This is a genomic window from Pseudomonas sp. FDAARGOS_761 (genome assembly GCF_013343155.1).
Classification (GTDB): Bacteria; Pseudomonadota; Gammaproteobacteria; order Pseudomonadales; family Pseudomonadaceae; genus Pseudomonas; species Pseudomonas aeruginosa.
This window is the reverse complement of the sequence record NZ_CP054572.1, coordinates 1,335,422-1,358,918: the sequence shown is the minus strand read 5'-3', so window position 1 is coordinate 1,358,918 and position 23,497 is coordinate 1,335,422. Positions and strand designations below refer to the sequence as shown.

Genomic DNA, 23,497 nt, shown 5'->3' with positions numbered 1-23,497 from the left:
ATAGAAAAACTGAATTCATGGGTGCCGTCCTCCCGCTCCTCGCGCTACGCGCTTTCGTCGAAACCGCCCGCCACGGCAATCTCACCCGCGCGGCCGCGGCCATGGGCGTCACTCCCGGCGCGGTAAGCCAGCAGCTCAGGGCTCTGCAGGCGCGCACCGGCGTCGTCCTGTTCCAGCGCTTCAGCCATGGCATGCGCCTGACGCCGGAGGGCGAGCAGGTCTATCCCGGCCTCCGCCAGGCCTTCGAGCAGATCACCGCGAGCCTTGCCCAGCTGGAGGCGATCAATGCCCGCCAGACCCTCACGGTCAGCACCGAGCCCTCCTTCGCCGCCACCTGGCTGGTGCCGCGCCTCGGTCAATTCAGCGCGTCGCACCCGCAGGTGGAAGTCCGCGTGGAGGCTACGGCACTGCTCGCCGACCTGCGCCGGGAACGAATCGACGTCGCCATCCGCCACGGGCTCGGCGACTACCCCGGACTCGACGTGCAGGCGCTGATGGCCCCGCCGCTGATCCCGGTGGCCAGCCCGCGCCTGCTGGCGGAAGGCCCTGAGATCCGCGAAGCGATCGATTGCCTGGCCTACCCGCTGTTGCAGGAGTCGGAGCGCAATGACTGGCGCCTGTGGCTGCGGGCGATGGGGGTGGAGGACGACCCGCGCAGCGAGAGAGGTCCGGCTTTCGCCGACGACCTGCTGCTGGTTCGCGCCGCCGAGGCCGGCCAGGGTATCGCGCTGGTACGGGAGATCCATGCCCGCGCCGAGATCGCCAGCGGCCGCCTGGCGGTCGCCCTCGAGCGGCCCTGGCCGAGCCGCTTCGCCTATTACGCGGTGAGCCTGCCAGGAGCGGCGCAACGAGCACCCCTCTCGCTGTTCCTCGCCTGGCTGCGCGAGCAGGCCGCTGCCGAGGCATAAAAAAACCCGCCACGAGGGCGGGTTCGAAGGGCGGCAGGGAGCTCTTCACTTCCCCCTGCCGAACAGGTTTGAGCTTAGACCGCTTCGCGGCCGCCCACCGGAATATCGCTGGCAGGCGACGAAGCGTTGCCCTCGCCGGCCAGTTCGCGCTGCAAGGTGCCCTCGTCGAGCTGCTTGCACCACTTGGAAACCACTACCGTGGCCACGCCGTTGCCGACCAGGTTGGTCAGCGCGCGGGCTTCGGACATGAAGCGGTCGATGCCGAGGATCAGCGCCAGGCCGGCGACCGGCAGGTGGCCGACGGCGGAAAGGGTCGCGGCGAGCACGATGAAGCCGCTGCCGGTGACGCCGGCGGCGCCCTTGGAAGCGATCAGCAGCACCAGCAGCAGGGTGATCTGGTGGGTGATGTCCATCGGCGTATCGGTGGCCTGGGCGATGAACACCGCGGCCATGGTCAGGTAGATCGAGGTGCCGTCGAGGTTGAAGGAGTAACCGGTGGGAATCACCAGGCCGACCACCGACTTGTTGCAGCCGAGCTTCTCCATCTTGTCGATCATCCGCGGCAGAGCCGACTCGGAAGACGAGGTGCCCAGCACGATCAGCAGTTCCTCGCGGATGTACCTGATAAAGCGCAGGATGCTGAAGCCGTGGGCGCGGGCGATGCCGCCGAGGACGATGAGCACGAACAGGATGCAGGTGATGTAGAAGCACAGCATCAGCTGGCCGAGCTGCACCAGCGAACCCACGCCGTAGGCGCCGATGGTGAAGGCCATGGCGCCGAACGCGCCGATCGGGGCGACCTTCATGATCACGTTGATGATGTTGAACATCACGTGGGAGACACGCTCGATGAACTCGAACACCGGCTTGCCGTAGCTGCCCAGGCGATGCAGGGCGTAGCCGAAGAGCACGGAGAAGAACAGGACCTGGAGGATGTCGCCGTTGGCGAACGCGCCGACCACGGTGCCGGGGATCACGTTCATCAGGAAGTCGACGGTGCTCTGCTTCTCGCCGGCAGCGGCGTAGGCAGCGATCTTGCTGGTGTCGAGGGTGTTCGGGTCGACGTGCATGCCGGCGCCCGGCTGGACCACGTTGACCACTACCAGGCCGATGATCAGGGCCACGGTGGAGACGACCTCGAAGTACAGCAGCGCCATGCCGCCGGTCTTGCCGACCGACTTCATGCTCTGCATGCCGGCGATGCCGGTGACCACGGTGCAGAAGATGATCGGCGCGATGGCCATCTTGATCAGCTTGACGAAGCCGTCGCCGAACGGCTTCATCGCCACCGCCGTTTCCGGGTACCAGTGGCCGAGCGCGATACCGATGGCGATGGCGACCAGAACCTGCACGTACAGGCTCTTGTAGAAGGGTTGTTTGGTCATGGGCAGAGTCCTCACGGGGGCGCTTCGCCAGTTCCCTGGAACGCGCTCACCGGTAGCGTTACCCCCCTTGCTGGGGAGATTTTTTGTCGTGAACCGCCGCGGCGGAACCTTGCCCAGGCATTGCAGAGGCTGTGCCAGGATGCTCTTTCTCTAAATAAAATCCTTATATATCAACAAGTTAAATAAAAAATGAAAATTGCATAGCGGGCTAAGCGTGGCGGATTACCGCCCGGCGGGCCGGCTGTGCCGCGCGAGCATGGCGGGAGTCCGCCACCACCCTTGTCGTCTTCCGGGTGGCGCCCTACCATCGCCGTTCCAACAACAAGGACGCCGCCATGCGTGAGCGCACCATCGCCAGCCATTTCGTCCGCGCCGCGTTGCGCGGGGCCACGCGCCAAGGCCTGGACGGCCCCGCCCTGCTGCGTCGCGCCGGCATCCAGCCGGCCCTGCTGGACGAACCGCGGGCACGCATCGCGCCGGAGCAGTTCACCCGCCTGATGCAGTTGCTCTGGGAAGTGCTGGACGACGAATACATGGGCTTCGGCGAAGTCCGCAGCAAGCGCGGCACCTTCGCCATGATGTGCCACACCCTGATTCATTGCCGGACCCTGGAAAAGGCCCTGCAGCGCGGCGAACTGTTCTACGGCCTGTTCCCCCAGGCGCCGCTGATCCACCTGCGGCGCGACGGCGACCTGGTGCGCCTGAGCCTCGAGGAACGCCACCTGTCGGACCCGGATCACTTTCTCGCCGAAAGCCTGCTGGTGATCTGGCACCGCCTCGCCAGTTGGCTGATCGGCCAGCGCATCCGCCTGGAGGAAGCCACCTTCAGCTACCCGGCGCCGGACCACCAGGCCGAGTACGACCTGCTGTTTCCCTGCCCCCGGCGGTTTTCCGCCGGCTGCACCAGCCTGCTGTTCGCCGCCCGCTACCTGGGCATGCCGCTGCTGCAGGACGAACGCACCCTCAAGCAGTTCCTCCAGCACTCTCCCGCCGACCTGCTGGCGCGCCCGGACGGCGGCGACAGCCTGACCAGCCAGATCCGCCGCCTGCTCGGCCGCGACTGCCGGCGCTGGCCGGACCTCGACCAGGTCGCCCGCCAGCTGCACATGAGTTCGCAGACCCTGCGACGCCACCTGCGCGAGGAAGGTGGCAGCTTCCAGCAACTCAAGGACCACCTGCGCCGCGACCTGGCGATCTACCACCTGGGTCGGGACGAGCTATCGATCCAGGACATCGCCGAGCAGCTCGGCTTTTCCGAGCCCTCGGCCTTCCATCGCGCGTTCAAGAAGTGGACCGGCCTCACCCCCGGCGCGTACCGGCACCAGGCGGAAGCCTGAAGCTCAGCCCAACTCCTGGCGACGAAGCCCGCTGCGCAGTTGGTCGAGCACCGTGGCGAACGGCTGCGGCCGACCGACCGCGTAGCCCTGGGCGAAATCCACCCCGAGGCGCGCCAGGTGATCGAGGATTTCCCGGCTCTCGACGAACTCGGCCACAGTCACCGCGCCCAGGCGGTGGGCGATCTGGTTGATGGAGTCGACGATGGCCTGGTCCACCGGGCTCTTGTCCAGGTTGCGGACGAAGCTGCCGTCGATCTTGATCACGTCGACGACGAAATTCTTCAGGTAATTGAAGGAACTCAGGCCGGAGCCGAAGTCGTCCAGCGCCACCTTGCAGCCGAGGTCGCGCAGCTTGGCGACGATCCGCGAAGCCACCGACAACTGGTTCATCAACGCCGTCTCGGTCAGCTCGAAGTACAGGCGCTCCGGCCTCAGCGGCGAGTGTTCGATGCGATCCAGCAGGTAAGGCAGGAACAGCGGGTCGTTGAGCGAGTTGCCGGACAGGTTGATGCCGATGCTCAGGCCCTCCACCGCGGCGATCCGCGCGCCGAAGTTGATCAGCGCCTCGTTGATCACCCAGCGGTCGATGCTGGCCATCAGGTTGAAGCGCTCGGCGGCCGGGATGAAGGCGCCCGGCGGAGTCATCTGGCCATCCGGATCGTACAGTCGCAGCAGCAGCTCGTAGTGCCGGTCGCCGTCGCGGCGGGGGCCGACCGGGACGATCTCCTGCGCCTGCAACTGGAAGCGGTCGTTCTCCAGGGCCTCGCGCAGCCCGCTGGCGAGGAGTATGTCGCGGTGCTGGCGCTCCACTTCCTCATGGCCGAACTGGTACACCGAAACCCGGTTGCGCCCGGCATGTTTGGCCGCGTAGCAGGCCACGTCGGCCTGGCTCATCAGTTCGCTGGTGCTGCGCGAGGTGGCGGTAAGGGCGGTGATGCCGATGCTCGCGCCCACGTCGTAGAGCCGCCCTTCCCAGGGGAAGCGCACCGAGCAGATCTGCTCGATGAGCTTGCTCGCCACCTGCTCCGCCTCCGCCAGGTAGCAATCGAACAGCAGCAGGCCGAACTCATCGCCGCCCAGCCGCGCCAGGGTGTCGGAGGCGCGGGTGCGGTCGGCGAGAATCCGGCTCAGCTCGCGCAGCAGCATGTCGCCCGCCGCGTGCCCGGCGGAATCGTTGACCACCTTGAAGCGGTCGAGGTCGATGAAGCACAGCGCATGCTGGGTCGCCCGCTCCTGGGCGTTGGCCAGGGCGCGTTGCAGCTCCTCCTCGAACTTGGTGCGGTTGAACAGCCCGGTGAGGGCATCGTGGGAGGCGTGATAGCTCAGCTCGCGCTGCATCGCCCGGGCCTTGGTGACGTTCTGGAACACCAGCACGGTGCCGATGATCTCGCCATCGCGGGTGCGCACCGGCGCCGCGCAATTCTGGATATCGTGCTGCTCGCCCTTGCGGCTGATCAGCGTGGCGCCGTCCTCCAGGTAGAACACCCGGGTGTTCTGCAGGCAGCGTCGCACCGGGCTTTCCAGGGCCTCGCCGGTGTCGCTGTCGAGCACGTTGAAGACCAGTTCGTGGGGCGCGCCGATGGCGTCCTGCAAGGTCCAGCCGGTCATCGCCTCGGCCACCGGGTTCATGAAGGTCACGCGGCCGCCGGCGTCGGTGGTCAACACGGCATCGCCGATGGAATACAGGGTCACCTGCAGGCGTTCCTTTTCCTCGTGCAGGGTTTCCGCCAGGGTGCGGATCTCGGTGATGTCGCTGTTGATGCCGATCATCCGCACCGGACGGTTGTCCTCGTCGCGCGTCAGCGTGGCGATCGCCCGCAGGTGGCGAACCTCGCGGTTGGGGCGGACGATACGGAACTCGCAGTCGAATTTCTGCAACCCGCTGACGGCGCGCTCCAGCTCGCGCAGCACGCGGTCGTGATCCTCGGCATGCAGGCTCGCCTTCCACTGCTCCACCGTGGTCTCCCCGGGACCGCTGCGGATGCCGTACAGGTCGAACATGCGGAAATCCCAGTGCAGGCGGTTGCGCGCCAGGTCCCACTCCCAGATGCCGATCTGCCCGGCGTCGGTGGCCAGCTTGATCCGTTCGGCGAGGCGCTCGCGCTCCAGCTCGGCACGCTTGCGACTGTCGATATCCTCCACCTGGGTGACGAAGTACTGGGCGACTCCCTCCTCGTCGCGCACCAGCGACACGCTGATGCGCGCCCAGAAGGTTTCGCCGTCCTGGCGCAGGTAGCGCTTCTCCATCTGGTAGGAGTTGATACGCCCGGCGAGCAGGTCGCGCACCAGGTCGAGGTCCAGTTCCAGGTCGTCCACATAGGTGATCTCCTGGAACGACAGCTCGCCCAGGCGTTCGGCGGAATAGCCGAGCATCCGGCACAGCGCCTCGTTGACCTTGAACAGCCGCCCCTCCAGCGACACCAGGGCCATGCCGATCGCCGAGAATTCCATGGCGCCGCGGAACTGCGCCTCGCCGATGGCCACCTGATGCTGCTCGCGGCGGCTGCGCTCCATGATCACCGAGACCAGGAAGGCGGGAATGAGGGTCAAGGCCATCGGCAGGTACAGCAGCGGCTCGCCGAAACGCTGCTGGGACGACTCGGGGACGAACACGCCGAGGGCGATCAGCACGGCGATGAAACAGGTGTTCAGGCAGCCGATCAGCGCGGTGCCGAACACGCTGGTGCTGGCGGCGGCCACCAGCAGCGGCAGGAGCACGTAGATGAAGGCGTAGGGCAGGCGCGTCAGGGCCACGAAGCTGATCACCAGGGTCACCAGCAGGAGCATCGCGTTGTCCACTCCCGCCCGCCCCGACAGAGCGTGACGCCAGGCCGCCAGGTTGCTGGCCATGCACAACGGCAGCAGCGCGAGCATGCCCATCGCATCGCCCACGTACCAGCGCGCCCACATTTCCGGGAAACGCCCCATGCCGAAGACGCTGACCAGCACCGCGCCCACCGAGGCACCGAGCAAGGGCGGGATCAGCGCGCCGGCCCAGAGCACGCGAACCGCCGAATGCAGGTTGAACTCGAAGTCCTCGCGCACCCGGTTGATGCGTAACAGCATCGCGGCGAAGATCGCTTCGCTCAGGTTGGCCGGCAGGAACGCCGCGCTCATCCACAGGCTGTCGCCATACAGGCGGTTGGCCGCCAGGTTGGCCACGGCGGAGCAGAGCAGGATCGCCGGCCACTGGCGCAGCGGCGCGCGCAGCAGGGCGGCGGTGAGGATCGCGTTGGGCAGCCAGATCGCCGCGATGGTGGCAGGCTGGCGCGACAGGTAGATGCAGGCCAGGGCGGCGAGAAAGAACAGCACACCGGCCTGGATGCCCGCCCACAAGCCCCTGTCGTCGGTTTTGCCACTGAACATCCGCTCGAATCCCCGGTACCTGCGTCAAAGGAACTGCGCCAGCCGAACAGACTTCAGCGTAGCGCGGAAACACCTCAGACGTAGGTAACGGCCGCCAAGTCTCAGACTGTAGCGAAACGTATGCGGAAGCAGGCGCCGCCCAGCTCGGAATCGTCCAGGCTCAGTTCGCCGTCGTAGCTCTCGATGATGTCCAGCGCCACGGCCAGGCCGATGCCCTGCCCCGGGTGCTGGGTATCGGCGCGCTCGCCGCGGCGGATGATTCGTGCGCGCTGTTCGGCAGGCACTCCGGGACCATCGTCCTCGACCCACAGCTCCGAGTAACCCGGCCCCAGCCGGGCGCCCACGCGGACCCGGCCCAGGCACAGGCGATAGGCGTTCTCCAGCAGGTTGCCGAGCAGTTCCAGCAGCGCGCCGCGCTCCACCGGCACGCTGAAGGACGGCGAGAAGTCCCGCTGCAGGCTTACCCGCTTGTCGCGATAGACCTTGTCCAGCGCGTCGCACAGGGTCTCCACCAGCGGCGCCAGTTGCTCGCGATGGCGTACCAGGCCGCTCTTGCGCAGGCTGGCGCGCTGCAACTGATAGCCTATCTGCTGGCTCATGCGCTCGATCTGGCCCTGTAGCACCCGCACCTGCTCGCGGTTGCCGGGCTCCTCGGCGAGCTGGTCGCCGACCCCCTGCAAGACCGCCAGCGGCGTCTTCAGACTGTGCGCCAGGTCGCCGAGGGAGTGGCGGTAGCGCTCGCGCTGCTTGTGCTCGCTGCGCAACAGGCGGTTCAGCGAGTGGGTCAGGCGCAGCAGCTCGCGCGGATGCTCCTCGCTCAGACTCTCGCGCTCGCCGGATTCGATCTGGTCCAGCTCGGAACTCAACCCGCGCATCGCCCGGAAGCCCCAGGTCAGACCTAGCCAGAGCAGCCCGAGCAAGACCAGCAGGGCGCCGCCGAGCCACAGGTAGAGTTGCTCGCGGAACCCCTTGAGCAGGCTCTCGAACTCGCTGACCGATTGCATGGTGACGATGCTGTAGGCCGCCTGCTTGCCGCGCAGCAGGTCGATCTCGACGTCGAACACGAAGAACTCCTCGCCCTTCGCGTCGCGGGTGGTGTGGAATTCATTGCCGCGGCCGTCGTAGCGCGGCGTGTAGTTGATCGACTCGTCGGCCGCCGAGGTGGAGCGCCAGAGCAGATCGCCATTCTGGTCGTAGATATAGCCGAGGACCTTGGCCTCCGGCAGGTTGAACTCCTCCACCGGCAGGTGCTCGGGCATCACCAGGCGGCCCTTCTCTACCCGCGCCGCCGAGACCAGGGTCGCCACGTCGGCGGCCAGGCGCTGCTCGATGGTGTTCTCCAGGGCGATGCCGAAGGCCCGCTGCAGGGCCGGCAGCAGCGCCAGCATGAACAGCACCGCCAGGGCGGCGGCGCCGAGCATCAGGCGGATGCGCAGGGAACGGATCACCGGCAGCGCTCGGTGAACAGGTAGCCCTGGCCGCGCACCGTATCGATCGGCTTGAAGCCGCCGCAGGCCTCCAGCTTGCGCCGCAGGCGGCCGACCAGCACCTCGATGACGTTGGCGTCGCGCTCCTCGTCGTCGGGATAGAGCTGTTCCATCAGGCGTTCCTTGGCCACCACCTGCTGGTGATGCCGCATGAGGTATTCGAGGATGCGGTATTCGTAGGCGGTCAGCGCCACCGGTTGCTCCTCGACCAGCGCCTGCTTGCGGTTCAGGTCGAGGACCAGGGGGCCGGCCTCGATGGTCGACTGGACGAACCCCGAGGAGCGTCGCAGCAGCGCGTTCAGGCGCGCTTCCAGTTCCTCGAACTGGAACGGCTTGACCACGTAGTCGTCGGCCCCGGCGGCCAGGCCTTCGACCTTGTCCTGCCAGTTGCCGCGGGCGGTGAGGATCAGGATCGGGAAGGACTTGCCCTGCGAACGCAGCTCGCGGATCAGGTCCAGGCCGCTCATGCCCGGCAGGCCGAGGTCGATCACCGCCAGGTCGTGGTGGTATTCGCTGACCCGGTAGAGGGCTTCCTCGGCATCCGGTACCGCGTCCACCACGTGCCCCTGTTCACCCAGGCGGGTATAGAGGTGGTGGCGCAACAGCGCCTCGTCTTCCACTACCAGCAGTTTCATGAGGTTCCTCCGGATGAGATGCGGCCGGACCTTCCGGCCCGGCCATCGAAGCATGCCCTCGCGGGCGCTGCGCGGTCATTTAGAACTTGTAGTTGGCGCCCAGGTAGAATTGCGAGCTGCTGTGCAGGTCCAGGGAGCCCAGCTTGTTGCCGCCATGCGGGGTCATCTCGGTGCTGGCGTTGGTGCGCAGGTAACGATAGCCGCCTTCGATCGAGGCATTCTTGCTCAGCTCCTGCAGGATACCGGCCTGCAGCCCGGCAGCGTAGCCGACATCGCTGTCGCGCTTGAAGCCCTTGCCGTCCTGTTCCAGCTTGACCAGGCCGAGGGTGGCACCGCCGAACAGCTTGGTGTTGTTGTCGCCGATCGGTAGGAAGGCGTCGTAGCTGCCGAGCAGGTTCTGCTGGCGCAGCTTGTTGCCGCTGCTGGTGTCGGAGATGTTCTCGTAGGTCGCGTAGTAGCGGCCCTGCTCGAACTGCTGGCCGGCGCGGATGCCCCAGGTGCCGGTGTTGTCGATCACCTTGTCGAGGTTCGGGCTGTTCAGGTTGCGGTTCAGCGACTTGGATTTCTGGATGTTGTTGCTGGTCTCGCCCCAGGTCAGGCCGACGAAGTTGTCGGCGGCCTGGACGCCGGCGGCGGAACCCAGCAGGGCGGTGGCGATGAAGAGAGTCTTGAGTGCTTTCATGGTGTTTCTCCGTTCTGCGAGAGTCGTGTCGTTCACGGCTTGCAGAGTACGGACAGGGTACTGAACCGCCCCTGAACGCTTGCTGAACCCGGGCTGAACGACTCGCGTTTGCCGGCGAACGCTCTGTTTCCAGGCTGCCGCGCGCCGGCTCGGCGAGGTTTTTGCCCGTACTGCAAGTAGGGTCTAGGCTTTCTACAGTCGCCTGCATAGAGGCTGGGCCAATGAACGAACAACCCGACCAGGGACGCGTCAAGGGCATGGAAGCCAGGCTCTTCCTGTTCCTCGTGATCTGCCTGTTCCCGCTGCTGTCCGTCGCCCTGGTCGGCGGCTTCGGTTTCTGCGTCTGGATGTACCAGCTACTGGCCGGCCCGCCCGGGCCGCCGGCCTGAGGTCGGGTATGAGCAGTCGCCGAGAGCTGTTCCGCCGCCTCGGCGGGCACCCGCCGACGCGGCGCCCGCCGTGGACCGCCGCCGACTTCGCCGAAGGCTGCACAGGCTGCGCCGCCTGCGTCGAGGCCTGTCCGGAAGGCGTGCTGAAGCTCGGCGCCGGTCGGCTCGTCGAACTCGACCTCTCCAGCGCCGGCTGCACGCTGTGCGGGGAATGCGCCAGCCGCTGCGAGGCCGGCCTGTTCGATGGCGCGCGCCCGGCCTTCCCCTGGATCGCCACGATCGGCGAAGCCTGCCTGGCCCTGGCCGGGATCCACTGCCGCAGTTGCCAGGACGCCTGCGAACCCGCCGCGATCCGTTTCCGCCCGGCTCCCGGCGGCGTCGCCCTGGCCGAGCTGGACAGCCAACGCTGCAACGGCTGCGGCGCCTGCCTGGCGCCCTGTCCGAGCCAGGCCATCCAACTGCGCGCGCTATCCACCAAGGAGTCTCCACGACATGTCTGAAGCCCTGCAGATCGCCAGCCTCATCCTGCATTGCCGGCCCGAGCGACTGCCGGCGGTGAAGGCCAACCTGGCGCTGCTCGACGGCCTGGAGATCTACCAGGAAAGCCCGCAGGGCAAGCTGATTCTGGTGCTGGAAGCCGAACGCGAAGAACAGATTCTCGACACCCTGGGCCAGTTGCAGAACCTGCCAGGAGTGCTCAACGCCGTGCTGGTCTACCACGAGATCCTGCACGACGACGATAGCAACGACGCGGCGGCCATGACCGACCGCGCGATACCGTGCTCGCCCGAGGAGACAATCGATGAACCTCACCCGTCGTGAATTCGCCAAGGCCAACGCCGCCGCCATCGCCGCGGCGGCGGCCGGCCTGCCGATCCTGGTCCGCGCCAGCAACCTGGTGACCGAGGCGGACGTCACCAGCCTGGTCTGGAACAAGGCCCCCTGCCGCTTCTGCGGCACCGGTTGCAGCGTGATGGTCGCCACCCGCGACGGCCAGGTGGTGGCCACCCATGGCGACATCAAGGCCGAGGTCAACCGCGGGATCAACTGCGTGAAGGGCTACTTCCTGTCGAAGATCATGTACGGCAGCGACCGCCTGACCCGCCCGCTGCTGCGCATGAAGGACGGCAAGTTCGACAAGCAGGGCGAGTTCCAGCCGATCAGTTGGGAACAGGCCTTCGACATCATGGCCGAGAAGTTCAAGGCCGCGCTCAAGGCCAAGGGACCGGAGTCGGTCGGCATGTTCGGCTCCGGCCAGTGGACGGTCTGGGAAGGCTATGCGGCGAACAAGCTGTTCAAGGCCGGCCTGCGCAGCAACAACATCGACCCCAACGCCCGCCACTGCATGGCCTCGGCGGTGATGGGCTTCATGCGCAGCTTCGGCATGGACGAGCCGATGGGCTGCTACGACGACATCGAGGCCACCGACAGCTTCGTCCTCTGGGGCTCGAACATGGCCGAGATGCACCCGGTGCTCTGGTCGCGGGTCACCGACCGCCGGCTCAGCGCGCCGCAGGTCAAGGTCGCGGTGCTGTCCACCTTCGAGCACCGCAGCTTCGAGCTAGCCGACCTGCCCATGGTGTTCAAGCCGCAGACCGACCTGATCATCCTCAACTACATCGCCAACCACATCATCGAGAGCGGCGCGGTGAACCGCGACTTCGTCGAGCGCCACGTGCGCTTCGCCCATGGCGCCGAGGACATCGGCTACGGCCTGCGCCCGGACGACCCGCTGGAGAAGAAGGCGAAGAACGCCGACAAGGCCAACACCTGGAGCGACATCGACTTCAAGGCCTTCGCCGAGTTCGTCAAGCCCTATACCCTGGAGCGTACCGCGCGCGAAAGCGGCGTGCCGGCCGAGCGGCTGAAGGCCCTCGCCGAACTCTACGCCGACCCCAAGCGCAAGGTGGTGTCGTTCTGGACCATGGGCTTCAACCAGCACACCCGCGGGGTCTGGGCGAACAACCTGATCTACAACATCCACCTGCTCACCGGGAAGATCAGCGAACCGGGCAACAGCCCCTTCTCGCTCACCGGCCAGCCCTCGGCCTGCGGCACCGCGCGCGAGGTCGGCACCTTCTCCCACCGGCTCCCCGCCGACCTGGTGGTGACCAACCCGAAGCACCGGGAAACCGCGGAGAAGATCTGGAAGGTGCCGGCCGGGACCATCCAGGAGAAGGTCGGCTTCCACGCCGTGCAGCAGAGCCGGATGCTCAAGGACGGCGTGCTCAACGTCTACTGGACCCAGGTCAGCAACAACATGCAGGCCGGTCCCAACGTGATGCAGGAAGTGCTGCCCGGCTGGCGCAACCCGGACAACTTCGTGATCGTCTCCGACGTCTACCCCACCGTCTCGGCCCAGGCCGCCGACCTGATCCTGCCCAGCGCCATGTGGGTGGAGAAGGAAGGCGCCTTCGGCAATGCCGAGCGCCGCACGCAGTTCTGGCACCAGTTGGTGAAGGCACCGGGCGAGGCGAAGTCCGACCTCTGGCAACTGGTGGAATTCTCCAAGCGCTTCACCACCGACGAGGTCTGGCCCGCGGAACTGCTGGCGAAGGCCCCCGAGCTGAAGGGCAAGACCCTCTACGACGTGCTGTTCCGCAACGGCCAGGTCGACCGCTTCCCGGCCAGCGACCTGGCCAAGGGCTACGCCAACGACGAGGTCGACGCATTCGGCTTCTATATCCAGAAGGGTCTGTTCGAGGAATACGCCGCCTTCGGTCGCGGCCACGGCCACGACCTCGCCCCCTTCGACGCCTACCACGAGGCGCGCGGCCTGCGCTGGCCGGTGGTGGACGGCAAGGAGACCCGCTGGCGCTACCGCGAGGGCTACGACCCCTACGTGAGCAAGGGCAGCGGCGTGCAGTTCTATGGCTATCCGGACAAGAAGGCGATCGTCTTCGCCCTGCCCTACGAGCCGCCGGCCGAGGCGCCGGACCAGGACTACCCGTTCTGGCTCGCCACCGGCCGGGTGCTCGAACACTGGCACACCGGGAGCATGACCGCGCGGGTCCCGGAGCTGTACAAGGCGGTGCCCGACGCGCTGGTCTACATGCACCCGGAGGATGCGCGCCAGCTCAAGCTGCGCCGCGGCAGCGAGGTCAAGGTGGTGAGCCGGCGCGGCGAGATCCGCGCGCGGGTCGAGACCCGCGGGCGCAACAAGCCGCCCCAGGGGCTGGTGTTCGTGCCGTTCTTCGACGCCAACAAGCTGATCAACAAGGTCACCCTGGACGCCACCGACCCGATTTCCAAGCAGACCGACTACAAGAAGTGCGCCGTTCGCATCGAACTGCTCAACCTGGCCTGAGGAGCGCGCCATGAAACCTCTGCTGACTGCCCTGCTCCTCGTCCTGCTCGGCGCCCCCGCGGCCTTCGCCGCCGACCTCGGCTACCCGCTGGACGCGCCCGCCCCCGACGGCCGCCGCCCCGGCGGCACGCTGGCCGAAAGCCGCCCCGCGCCGCCGCTGGCGGCCGAGGAAAACAAGGACCTGAAACGCGAGCGCAACTACCCCGAGCAGCCGCCGACCATTCCCCACAGCATCGTCGGCTATCGCATCGACAAGGACAGCAACAAGTGCCTGTCCTGCCACAGCCGCGCCAACAGCGCGCGAACCCAGGCGGTGATGATCAGCATCACCCACTACATGGACCGCGACGGCCAGCCGCTGGCCGCCGTCTCGCCGCGCCGCTACTTCTGCGTGCAGTGCCATGTGCCGCAACAGGACGTAAAGCCGCTGGTCGACAACCGCTTCGAGAACATCGACCAGATCCTCGAGAAAGAAGCCGCCAATGCGGCGCGCAAACCCTGAGGGAGGCCGCATGAAAGCACTCATCGCCTGGCTGGCCGGTTACTGGCGGGTCCTGCGTCGTCCCAGCGTGCATTTCAGCCTGGGCTTCCTCACCCTCGGCGGCTTCATCGCCGGGATCGTCTTCTGGGGCGGCTTCAACACCGCCCTGGAGGCGACCAACACCGAGACCTTCTGCATTTCCTGCCACGAGATGCGCGACAACGTGTTCGTCGAACTCAAGGACACCATCCACTACAGCAACCGTTCCGGAGTCCGCGCCACCTGTCCCGACTGCCACGTGCCACACAAGTGGACCGACAAGATCGCGCGCAAGATGCAGGCCTCCAAGGAGGTCTGGGGCAAGATCTTCGGCACCATCAACACCCGCGAGAAATTCCTCGATCACCGCCGCGAGCTGGCCGAGCACGAATGGGCACGGCTCAAGGCCAACGATTCGCTGGAATGCCGCAACTGCCACAACTTCGAGTTCATGGACTTCACCCGGCAGAGCGTGCGCGCGCGGCAGATGCACTCCACCGCCCTGGCCAGCGGCGAAGCCACCTGCATCGACTGCCACAAGGGGATCGCCCACCACCTGCCGGACATGACCGGGGTGAAGGGCTGGTAGCGCCGCCCGCGGACCGGGCGGCGCGGCGCAATCAGGGCTGGGCGCCCTTCAGCGCCTCGAGGATCTTGCGCCCGGCGCGACCGTCGGCCGGGGTCAGGCCGAGGCGCTTCTGCTCGGCCTGGATCGCCTTGCGCGTGCTGGTGCCGATCAGCCCGTCGGCCTCGCCGATGTCGTAGCCGCGCGCCAGCAACGCCTTCTGCAATTGCTTGCGCTCGAGCCGGCTGATGCCCGGGTCGTCGGTCGGCCAGGACGCCACCAGGCCGCTGCCGCCGCGCAGGCGGTCGGAAAGCAGGGCGATGGCCAGCGCGTAGCTTTCCGCGGCGTTGTAGGAATAGATCGCATCGTAGTTGCGATAGACCAGGAAGGCCGGGCCCTGGGCCCCGGTCGGCAGGAGGATCGCGGCCTTCTCGTCGCCGCCCGGCAGCGGCTGGCCGTCGGCCCGCTTCACCCCGCGGGCGACCCAGGCCGACAGCGGCTGGCGCTTGCCGCGCCCGGCCAGGCTGGCGGGGAAGTCGGCCGGCACCTTCACTTCATAGCCCCACGGCTGTCCCGTGCGCCAGCCAGCCTTCTTCAGGTAGTTGGCGGTGGAACCGAGGGCATCCGGCACGCTGCCTACCAGGTCGCGACGACCGTCGCCGTCGAAGTCCACGGCGATCCGCGCGTAGGTCGATGGCATGAACTGGGTATGGCCGAAGGCCCCGGCCCAGGAGCCGGTGATGCCGGCGTCGCGGATGTCGCCGGCCTGCAACAGCTTCAGGGTGGCGAGGAACTCGCCCTGGAAGAACGACTGGCGGCGCCCGTAGCAGGACAGGGTCGACAGCGAGGTCAGCAGCGGACGCTTGCCGAAGATCCGCCCGTAGTCGCTTTCCACGCCCCACACCGCCACCACCGTGTACTTGTCCACGCCGTAGCGCGCGGCCACCTGGTCGAGCAGCTTGTCGTGCTGGGCGAGCATCGCCTTGCCATCGCTGACCCGCTGCTCGTCCACCAGGCCGGCCAGGTAGTCCCACAGCGGGGTGGTGAACTCCGGCTGCGCGTCGAGCAGGTCGAGCACGCTGAGGTCGGCCTGCAGGCCGCTGGTGAAGCGCTCATAACTGTCGGCGGAAATGCCCTGCGCCTGGGCCTTCTTCTGCAGGCCGGCGAGGCAGGAAGGGAAGCTCGAGGCGTCGGGTTGCGCCAGGGCCAGGGCGGGTAGCAGGGCCAGCGAGGAGAGAAGAAGGCTGCGCATGGGGTTTCCTTGTACGGTGAACGGTCATCCATGGCACCGGCGGGCTTCCCCCGGCGCCGAAGGCCTGGTGGCCTGTACGGTTGACTCGGTGATCGGCGTTCGACTGGTCGAGTCAGCCACACGGGCCACTAGCCTACCGTCCCGCCGGGTGCGGCGCCATCTCCGCCCTGAAAGGCGGGTGAAACCTTGCTCGGGCAGACTGGCGACGGAATACGCATGCCGGGTGTCTCGCGGCCGATCCGCCGCGTCACATCCGTGCCCGAACGCGCTGCGCCACCCGCGCGTCCGTTTTCCGGGCACTGGCCGGGCGTTCGCCTGTCCAAGCAGTGTTCCCCGCCTCCGTCCACAAGCCGGAGCCGGCCCCGACGGTCCCAGACCACCGCAGGAAAGCCGGGCGGCCGCCACCCGCCACCGCCCCGGGCTTTCCACCCTCACTACACGTTTCGGAGTACAACCTTGATCCACTGGTTGAGCGACCCGACGTTCTGGACAGCCCTGCTGCAGATCGTCGCCATCGATATCCTCCTGGGCGGCGACAATGCCGTAGTCATCGCCCTCGCCTGCCGGCACCTGCCGGCGCACCGGCGCAAGCAGGCGATCTTCGGCGGCGTCGCCGGCGCCATCCTGATCCGCATCCTGCTGCTGTTCTTCGCCCTGCACCTGCTCGACCTGCCCTACCTCAAGGCGATCGGCGCGCTCCTGCTGCTGTGGATCGGCATCAAGCTGCTGCTGCCGGAGGAGGAGGACGGCGACGACATCAAGGGCAGCACCCACCTGCTCGGCGCGATCAAGACCATCATCATCGCCGACGCGGTGATGAGCCTGGACAACGTCATCGCCCTGTCCGCCGCCTCGGCCGGGGATTTCTTCCTGGTCTCCCTGGGCGTGCTGATCAGCATCCCGATCATCGTCTGGGGCAGCCAGCTGATCCTGCGCCTGATCGACCGCTTCCCGCTGATCATCCTCTTCGGCGGCGGCCTGCTCGGCTGGATCGCCGGCGGCATGCTGCTCACCGACAGCGCGCTGAAACCCTGGCTGGCGCCCTACGCGCAATGGGATTCCTACCTGCACTACGGTGCGGCGGCCTTCGGCGCGCTGTTCGTGATCCTCCTCGGTAGCCTCCTGGCGCGCCGCCAGTTGAAGCAGCGGCATGCCGCGCCGACGGCCGCCGCCGAAAGCGAAGGCCGCTAAGAGCGACGGGGCGCCCAGGGGCGCCCCGTCCTCTTTCTCCGTCTCAGATATTGGTGCTCGCCGGGATCCGGCTCGGCAACAGGTACTCGTAGGGCCTGCGGCGCGCCTGGTTGCGCGTGCGAATGGTCGCCTCGATCTCTTTCAGACGTGCCTGGAAGCGCTCCAGCGGGCCGCCGCTGGCGGTCACCCGCCTGTCCGAGAACACCGGCGCGTAGGGGAACCCGGTCTGCCGGTAGTCGCCGAGGCGACCGTGGTAGACCGAACCGAGCAGGTGATAGATGTTCACCTTCTCCAGCGCCACCAGGGTCGGCGGCATCATCTTCAACCAGTCGGCCTCGCTCTTGCCGCTCGGCGAGTCCGGTGCCGGCGCCGCGCTCATGGCGCAGATCGCTGGCGCGTAGGTCATCATCGAAGGCTGGGGAAAATTGACCGCCGCATGCTGCGCAGAGGCGGTGAAGATCACCATGGTCAGCACCTCGACCAGTTGGCTGCGACCGGTGATCGGGCGGAACCCGGCCACCTTGCCGCTGCCGATCACTTCGCCGACCCAGGCCGCCAGTTCGACGTCAGCGGTGACGTCGCCGTCGCTGGCGTAGTACACCGCCACGTAGTCGGCCGCCCACTGGCGGATCGCATTCCACACCAGCAGGCCGTCGTCGCGGTAGGGGTAGTCCGGTAACGCGGCCGGGTCGTCGACGTTCCGCGCCTTCAGGCTCTCCGGCAACATGCCGCGGTAGAAGTCGAACCCCAGCCGGTTGCCGCCGGCGGTGGCCTGGGTGTCCTGGATCGGCGCGGCGAACATCACGTCGATGAAGCCCGCGCTGGGCAACAGGATCCGCGCCGCCCCCTCGTTGATGAACAGGGTGCCCTCGAAGTGCGGGGCGAGCAGGACGTGCAGCGGATGGCTGGGCGCCAGGGTGCGCTGGGTGGCCAGGCAGAACGCCTCGCTCACCAGGTGGGTCTGGGCCAGGTGGACGAACATCTCGTGGTAGTTCTCCTCGGCGACCTGGACCACCGTCTTGGCCATCTGCCAACCCCAGTACAGATCACTCTCCGACTCCGCGGGACGCACGAACATCGGATGGGTAGCGGGGTCCTGGCCGCACTGGATGGCCACCGGCAACAGCCTCGCCCGATCCTTGCCAAGGGCGAACAGGGCGATCGGCGCATAGGCGAAGCCCGTCCCGGTGAGCAGTTTGTCCACCGCTCCCGACGGCGCCAGCTTGCCCAGCTCGGAGTAGTCCAGCAGGTACAGGCGGCGGCTGGCGGCGGCCTCCAGCAAGCTGTCGTCGGCGCCCATCACCCGGCGGAACTGCTCTTCGCCCAGCGGAAAGTTGGCCGGCAGCGCATCGACGCGGCGGATCAGCAGCGGATTAGGCCCGGCCACCCGCCAGTAGGCGAACGCTTCGTCGTCACGGAAGCTGTCGGCGACCTCCGGCAGGCGTAGGGTGCCGAACACCGCGCGGAAGCGATTCAGGCCGTCGCCCTGTCCACCCTGGGTAACCAGGTTGCTGGCGCTCTTGAGGATGTCGTCGACCAGCAGGCCGACCCGCGTCAGCAAGGCGATCACCCGCGTCTGCAATTCCGTGAAGCGCAGCAGCAGGCTGCCGGCCGCGGCCGGATCGTTCTTCGCCTCCTCCAGCAACGCCTCGTGGACCTGGCGCGCCGCTTCCAGGTCACCGCTGAGCCCGGCGGCGATCCGCTCGAACTGCGCGGCGGCCGACGCCGGCAACGAGGCGACGAAATTGACGATCAGCTCGACGATCACCCCGGCGGTCTTCAACAGCCAGTCGACATTCGGCAACTCGCCCAGCGGCACCGAGCGGGCCATCGGCACGCCTTTGACATTGGCGAAGTTCTCGGTCCAGACATATACCAGTTTCTTGCTGGTCAATACCGCACGCCGCGCCAACTTTCCGGCCAGGTTGTCATATTGCGGCAAACTCGGCGGAATCAGGTTGTCCAGCAAACTTCGCGAGGCATCGATAGATCGCTGTTGTTCCGCCCCGAGGTATTTCAAGGGCGAAAAGAATATCGAGTCATTGGCCAGTGCGGTTCCACTCAGGGCGACACCCGACAAGAGCACACTCCTGCGTTTCATATCATCGACTCCATCAATGCATTAACCAGGAACGACTCGATGCCTGAGCATCGAATCGCTCTTTCAACAGGTTGCGATCAGCTGTAAAGCCCTTCGCCGCTTTCCTTGTTGTAATGCAACGGAACATTGTGGTTGTCGGTCCCGCCGAGAATCTTGCCGACGGTGATCGCCGCCACCGAAGGCACCTGGAAGGCCAGCAGGTCGACCAACTCGTGGGTACGGTTGAGGCCGATGGCGCTGGCCGCGTTGCCGATGCTGGAGAACAGCGGCGAGTTCAGGAAGGAGTTGGCCGCGTAGACGCCATTGATGATGGCATCGCCCAGGAAAGTCCCGGCGCCAGAAACTTGTTCGATTTCACCCACACTTAGAACCGCCAGGGCATTCACCTGATTTTTCATGTCTGAATCTCCACGTATTCAAATGATCGAAACGAATGGTTCTCGCTGAAAACAGCAAAGAAACCTGTACGTCCGAACTTCTTCGGAACGTGGAGAAAGCAATAGCGAGAGGGAAAATCGGCAATAAGCTGACGCTTCGCACAGTTGACAGGAAAAGCCTGAAACAATAGTTATCCACAATAATTATTGACGGCAAACTTTTGACTTGCAAAGAACTACGCCGGACAACGGCAATAGCCGATTTTATCCCGCCAGGCCTCGACCCATTGTGCAAACCCGGCAGGGCGTTGCGCAGAACGTGGCATTTATTCGGGGCGATCCGCCAAGGCGATTTCATGTACTGAAGTACCAGAATCAGCGGATCGTGAGACCTATTTCCCCTTGGAACGATACGGATATTTTTTCCCGCGCCCGGTTTCCTCTCTTCCGCGCCTGCCAGATCTGGCAGTTGCAAAACGCCACGGCAACGCGAAGTCCGCGGCGCAGACGCCTCGACCGCTCATTGATGGCTAACGCGCAGCTCGCTGAACGTCGCCCGCCCGCCCTCGCTGGACGGCCCGCGGTTGTCCTGTAGATAGAGTCCGGCCTTGAAATAGAGGCCCTGGTAGGCCCACTGCGGGTCCAGTTGCTGCTCCAGGGCGCTGCCATTCACCGACACGCTGAGCAATCCGCTACGAGACACGCCGATGCGGTAGCTGAACGACTGGCCGAGAGGAATCCCGTCCATCAGCGTGTAGGCCCTGGTCCCGCCATCGTCCGGTCGCTCGCGGACCAGCGCCTGGACCCGCCCCTGGTCGAGCCGCAACTGGTAGAGCAGCTTCACCAGAGGCGCGGCCTGGCCGCTATTGCTGCCATCGCTGTGGATCTGGCCGATGATCATGCGCCGGGTCGAGGGCACCGCCTCGATGCGCAGGGTCGCCTCCAGCCAGTTGTCGGCCCTGGCGTAACGCCAGTTGTAGGGCCTGCCGCTGGACAGGGTCTCGCGCAACTCGCTGCGCGGAAACTCGCTGTTGCGCGTGTGGCTGCCGTTGACCGGCACCCAGAAGCGAATGCCGTCGGCGGTGCGTTGGAAATAGTCGCTGCGGTAGTCGCGCTGCAATTGGCTGGTGGAGATGGTGATGGCCGGGCGGCCCTGGGGAATGGTCAGGTTCCAGGTACTCAGGTCAGGCATCCAGACGGTGTCCTAGCGAGGGGAAGGGACTCGCCCATAGGGTAGATGAGCGGCGCACCCTTTGCCTGGCCGAATGGCCCGCGTTTGAGCGGCGCAAGGCCGGCACCGAGGGTTTTCCCCGCGTCCCGCGCACAAGCGTCTATCTTGATCGGGGACCCTTTCACGGAGAGATGCCATGCGCCTGCTCTGCGCCCTGCTGCTCATCGCCTGCGCCGCCAGCGCCCAGGCCGCTATCCAGACCCGCGAGATGCCTTACCGGAGCGCAGACGGCACGCGCATGGTCGGCTATTTCGCCTACGACGACAGCAAGCCGGGGATCCGCCCTGGGGTCATCGTGGTCCACGAATGGTGGGGGCTCAACGACTATGCCAAGCGCCGCGCCCGCGACCTCGCCGAACTCGGCTACAGCGCCCTGGCCATCGACATGTACGGCGAAGGCAAGCACACCGAGCACCCGCAGGACGCGATGGCCTTCATGCAGGCCGCGACCCGGGATGCCGACGCCGCCAAGGCGCGCTTCCTCGCCGGCCTGGAACTGCTGAAGCGGCAACCGCAGACCGATCCCAGCCAGATCGCCGCGATCGGCTACTGCTTCGGCGGCAAGATCGTCCTCGACATGGCCCGCCAGGGCCTGCCGCTGGCCGGCGTGGCGAGCTTCCACGGCGCCCTCGGCACCGCCACCCCGGCCAGCAAGGGCAGCGTCAAGGCGAAGATCCTGGTGGAGCACGGCAGTGCCGACAGCCTGGTCCCGGCCAAGGACCTCGACGCCCTGAAACAGGAACTGAGCGCCGCCGGCGCCGACTACCGGGTGGTGATCCAGGACGGCGCCAAACACGGCTTCACCAACCCCGACGCCGACGCGCACAAGGGCCACGGCCTGGACATCGGCTACGACCGCCAGGCCGACCGACGCTCCTGGGCAGACCTGCAGGCGTTCCTCAAGGACATCTTCGGGCAGGGTTGAACCCTGCGCCGACGCATAAAAAAACGGGAGTCCCCGGAGGGACTCCCGTCTTGAAAGGTCGAGACAGGACAGTATCCCGTCATCAACAAACAACCTCACCTGCATTCCACTGGAATGCGCGGCGCAGTCTGTCAAAACCGGGCCTTGCGGTCCGTTTTCCTTTGTTGCGCTTTTGCAATCTTGTGTAAGCGTCGCGTGACTGGTGGGCCACGTCGGGAACCGGCACAATGCGCGCCATGAACGACCGTCTCCCCTCCTTCTGCACCCCGCTGGACGACCGCTGGCCGCTGCCCGTCGCGCTGCCCGGCGTGCAACTGCGCAGCACCCGCTTCGACCCGGCGCTGCTGCAACCCGGCGACTTCGCCCTGGCCGGCATCCAGCCGCCGGCGAACATCCTCCGCGCGGTGGCCAAGCGCCAGGCCGAGTTCCTCGCCGGGCGCCTCTGCGCACGCGCCGCCCTGTTCGCCCTCGATGGCCGCGCCCAGACGCCGGCCGTCGGCGAGGACCGCGCACCGGTCTGGCCGGCCGCGATCAGCGGCTCGATCACCCATGGCGACCGCTGGGCCGCCGCCCTGGTGGCGGCGCGCGGCGACTGGCGCGGGCTCGGCCTGGACGTGGAAACCCTGCTCGAAGCCGAGCGGGCGCGCTACCTGCATGGCGAGATCCTCACCGAAGGCGAGCGCCTGCGCTTCGCCGACGACCTGGAGCGACGCACCGGCCTGCTGGTGACCCTGGCGTTCTCGCTGAAGGAAAGCCTGTTCAAGGCGCTCTATCCGCTGGTGGGCAAGCGCTTCTACTTCGAACATGCGGAACTGCTGGAATGGCGCGCCGACGGCCAGGCCCGGCTGCGCCTGCTCACCGACCTGTCGCCGGAGTGGCGCCACGGCAGCGAGCTGGATGCCCAGTTCGCCGTGCTCGACGAACGCCTGCTCAGCCTGGTGGCGGTCGGCGCCTGATCAGGCGTTCCCCGGCGTGCGCCGCGACGGCCGCAGCGCGCGGCCTTCCGCCAGGCGCTCGACGGCGCGGGCGGCGGCGACCATGCCGAAGGTGGCGGTGACCATCATCACCGCGCCGAAGCCGCCGGCGCAGTCCAGCTTCACCCCTTCGCCGACGAAACTCTTCGACTGGCACACCGTGCCGTCCGGCTTCGGGTAGCGCAGCTGCTCGCTGGAGAACACGCAGGGCACGCTGTAGGTGCGCCCCGGCGTGCGCGAGAAGTTGTAGTCGCGGCGCAGGGTGGAACGCACCTTGGCCGCCAGCGGATCGTTGAAGGTCTTGTTCAGGTCGGCGACCTGGATCTGCGTCGGGTCGACCTGGCCACCGGCGCCGCCGGTGGTGATCACCGGGATCTTGCGCCGCTTGCACCAGGCGATCAGCGCGGCCTTGGCGGCCACGCTGTCGATGCAGTCGATCAGGTAGTCGAAGTCGACGATGTACTCGGCCATGGTCTCGCGGGTGACGAAATCGGCCACCGCGTGGACCCGGCAGGCCGGGTTGATGGCCCGGATGCGCGCCGCCATCACCTCGACCTTGGCCTTGCCCACCGAGCCTTCGATGGCATGCACCTGGCGGTTGGTGTTGGTCACGCAGACATCGTCGAGGTCGAACAGGGAAATCTCGCCGACGCCGCTGCGGGCCAGCGCTTCCGCCGCCCAGGAACCGACCCCGCCGATGCCGACCACCGCGACGTGGCTATCGGCCAGGCGTTGCAGCCCCTCGCGACCGTACAACCGGCCGATACCGCCGAAGCGCTGTTCATCCACCTGCATCACCAACCACCTCTGAAACCGAATCGCGGATTGCCGCGCGCATTATAAAAAGCCGCGGCCGCCGCGTCGC

21 protein-coding genes are annotated in these 23,497 nt (G+C 66.8%); 11 read left to right on the top strand and 10 right to left on the bottom strand.

All coding sequences use genetic code 11. The features are described 5' to 3' along the window. Positions 1-17: 17 nt before the first annotated feature. Entirely contained in the window at positions 18-908 is an 891-nt protein-coding gene (locus tag FOC67_RS06485) for a LysR substrate-binding domain-containing protein (RefSeq protein WP_003109209.1), read from the top strand. A 74-nt stretch (positions 909-982) separates the two neighbouring features. On the opposite strand, the gene dctA is transcribed toward FOC67_RS06485, so the two are convergent. Then, complete coding sequence (gene dctA, locus FOC67_RS06480) at positions 983-2,293, bottom strand: C4-dicarboxylate transporter DctC (protein WP_003082442.1); 1,311 nt, start codon at positions 2,291-2,293, stop codon at positions 983-985. A 335-nt stretch (positions 2,294-2,628) separates the two neighbouring features. Here dctA and FOC67_RS06475 point away from each other — a divergent pair, with 335 nt between their 5' ends. Next, positions 2,629-3,630: an AraC family transcriptional regulator gene (locus tag FOC67_RS06475; RefSeq protein WP_003106595.1), complete on the top strand. Its 1,002-nt coding sequence runs from the start codon at positions 2,629-2,631 to the stop codon at positions 3,628-3,630. A 3-nt stretch (positions 3,631-3,633) separates the two neighbouring features. On the opposite strand, the gene FOC67_RS06470 is transcribed toward FOC67_RS06475, so the two are convergent. The 4 genes from FOC67_RS06470 to FOC67_RS06455 all read right to left on the bottom strand — a co-directional run bounded on the left by FOC67_RS06470 (position 3,634) and on the right by FOC67_RS06455 (position 9,800). Continuing rightward, entirely contained in the window at positions 3,634-6,996 is a 3,363-nt protein-coding gene (locus FOC67_RS06470; RefSeq protein WP_009315482.1) for a diguanylate cyclase, read from the bottom strand. A 101-nt stretch (positions 6,997-7,097) separates the two neighbouring features. After that, complete coding sequence (gene phoQ / locus FOC67_RS06465; protein WP_003082438.1) at positions 7,098-8,444, bottom strand: two-component system sensor histidine kinase PhoQ; 1,347 nt, start codon at positions 8,442-8,444, stop codon at positions 7,098-7,100. Beyond that, positions 8,441-9,118 (bottom strand): two-component system response regulator PhoP, encoded by a 678-nt coding sequence (gene phoP / locus FOC67_RS06460; RefSeq protein WP_003082436.1) that lies wholly within the window; start codon positions 9,116-9,118, stop codon positions 8,441-8,443. The genes phoQ and phoP overlap by 4 nt, the downstream gene beginning before the upstream one ends. 79 nt (positions 9,119-9,197) lie before the next feature. Then, entirely contained in the window at positions 9,198-9,800 is a 603-nt protein-coding gene (locus tag FOC67_RS06455; protein ID WP_003082431.1) for an outer membrane protein, read from the bottom strand. 221 nt (positions 9,801-10,021) lie between these two features. On the opposite strand from FOC67_RS06455, the gene napE reads away from it, so the two are divergent. The 6 genes from napE to FOC67_RS06425 are packed head-to-tail and all read left to right on the top strand — an operon-like array spanning position 10,022 to position 14,605. Beyond that, positions 10,022-10,189 (top strand): periplasmic nitrate reductase, NapE protein, encoded by a 168-nt coding sequence (napE, locus tag FOC67_RS06450; protein WP_003082429.1) that lies wholly within the window; start codon positions 10,022-10,024, stop codon positions 10,187-10,189. Between the two features lie 8 nt (positions 10,190-10,197). Further along, complete coding sequence (gene napF, locus FOC67_RS06445; RefSeq protein WP_009315481.1) at positions 10,198-10,689, top strand: ferredoxin-type protein NapF; 492 nt, start codon at positions 10,198-10,200, stop codon at positions 10,687-10,689. Further along, entirely contained in the window at positions 10,682-11,011 is a 330-nt protein-coding gene (locus tag FOC67_RS06440) for a chaperone NapD (protein ID WP_009315480.1), read from the top strand. Before napF ends, FOC67_RS06440 begins: the two co-directional genes overlap by 8 nt. Next, a complete protein-coding gene (gene napA / locus FOC67_RS06435) occupies positions 10,992-13,496 on the top strand; it encodes a nitrate reductase catalytic subunit NapA (RefSeq protein WP_003107632.1) in 2,505 nt (834 codons plus the stop codon). Before FOC67_RS06440 ends, napA begins: the two co-directional genes overlap by 20 nt. Positions 13,497-13,506: 10 nt before the next feature. Beyond that, positions 13,507-13,998 carry a nitrate reductase cytochrome c-type subunit gene (locus FOC67_RS06430; RefSeq protein WP_003082414.1) on the top strand — a complete coding sequence of 164 codons (492 nt, stop codon included), beginning with the start codon at positions 13,507-13,509 and terminating at the stop codon, positions 13,996-13,998. Positions 13,999-14,008: 10 nt separating this feature from the next. Next, positions 14,009-14,605 carry a cytochrome c3 family protein gene (locus tag FOC67_RS06425; protein WP_003082412.1) on the top strand — a complete coding sequence of 199 codons (597 nt, stop codon included), beginning with the start codon at positions 14,009-14,011 and terminating at the stop codon, positions 14,603-14,605. A 31-nt stretch (positions 14,606-14,636) separates the two neighbouring features. Here FOC67_RS06425 and FOC67_RS06420 read toward each other — a convergent pair whose 3' ends face one another. Continuing rightward, complete coding sequence (locus FOC67_RS06420) at positions 14,637-15,833, bottom strand: lytic murein transglycosylase (protein ID WP_003133821.1); 1,197 nt, start codon at positions 15,831-15,833, stop codon at positions 14,637-14,639. Positions 15,834-16,289: 456 nt separating this feature from the next. On the opposite strand from FOC67_RS06420, the gene FOC67_RS06415 reads away from it, so the two are divergent. Continuing rightward, on the top strand, positions 16,290-17,024 hold the full coding sequence (locus FOC67_RS06415; protein ID WP_009315477.1) for a TerC family protein: 735 nt from the start codon (positions 16,290-16,292) through the stop codon (positions 17,022-17,024). Between the two features lie 43 nt (positions 17,025-17,067). Here the strand turns inward: FOC67_RS06415 and FOC67_RS06410 are convergent, their stop codons facing one another. The 3 genes from FOC67_RS06410 to FOC67_RS06400 form a co-directional block, all read right to left on the bottom strand. Then, positions 17,068-19,125: a lipoxygenase family protein gene (locus tag FOC67_RS06410; RefSeq protein WP_009315476.1), complete on the bottom strand. Its 2,058-nt coding sequence runs from the start codon at positions 19,123-19,125 to the stop codon at positions 17,068-17,070. Positions 19,126-19,202: 77 nt separating this feature from the next. Then, positions 19,203-19,523 carry a hypothetical protein gene (locus tag FOC67_RS06405; RefSeq protein WP_003082401.1) on the bottom strand — a complete coding sequence of 107 codons (321 nt, stop codon included), beginning with the start codon at positions 19,521-19,523 and terminating at the stop codon, positions 19,203-19,205. A gap of 499 nt (positions 19,524-20,022) precedes the next feature. Continuing rightward, positions 20,023-20,694 (bottom strand): polysaccharide lyase family 7 protein, encoded by a 672-nt coding sequence (locus tag FOC67_RS06400; RefSeq protein ID WP_003082396.1) that lies wholly within the window; start codon positions 20,692-20,694, stop codon positions 20,023-20,025. 175 nt (positions 20,695-20,869) lie between these two features. Here FOC67_RS06400 and FOC67_RS06395 point away from each other — a divergent pair, with 175 nt between their 5' ends. Together FOC67_RS06395 and FOC67_RS06390 are read left to right on the top strand one after the other, a co-directional pair. Then, positions 20,870-21,658 (top strand): dienelactone hydrolase family protein, encoded by a 789-nt coding sequence (locus FOC67_RS06395; protein ID WP_003086555.1) that lies wholly within the window; start codon positions 20,870-20,872, stop codon positions 21,656-21,658. A 227-nt stretch (positions 21,659-21,885) separates the two neighbouring features. Continuing rightward, a complete protein-coding gene (locus FOC67_RS06390; RefSeq protein ID WP_003082383.1) occupies positions 21,886-22,614 on the top strand; it encodes a 4'-phosphopantetheinyl transferase in 729 nt (242 codons plus the stop codon). On the opposite strand, the gene tcdA is transcribed toward FOC67_RS06390, so the two are convergent. Next, positions 22,615-23,427, bottom strand: a complete 813-nt coding sequence (tcdA, locus tag FOC67_RS06385; RefSeq protein WP_003086553.1) for a tRNA cyclic N6-threonylcarbamoyladenosine(37) synthase TcdA — start codon at positions 23,425-23,427, stop codon at positions 22,615-22,617. Between the last annotated feature and the right edge of the window lie 70 nt (positions 23,428-23,497).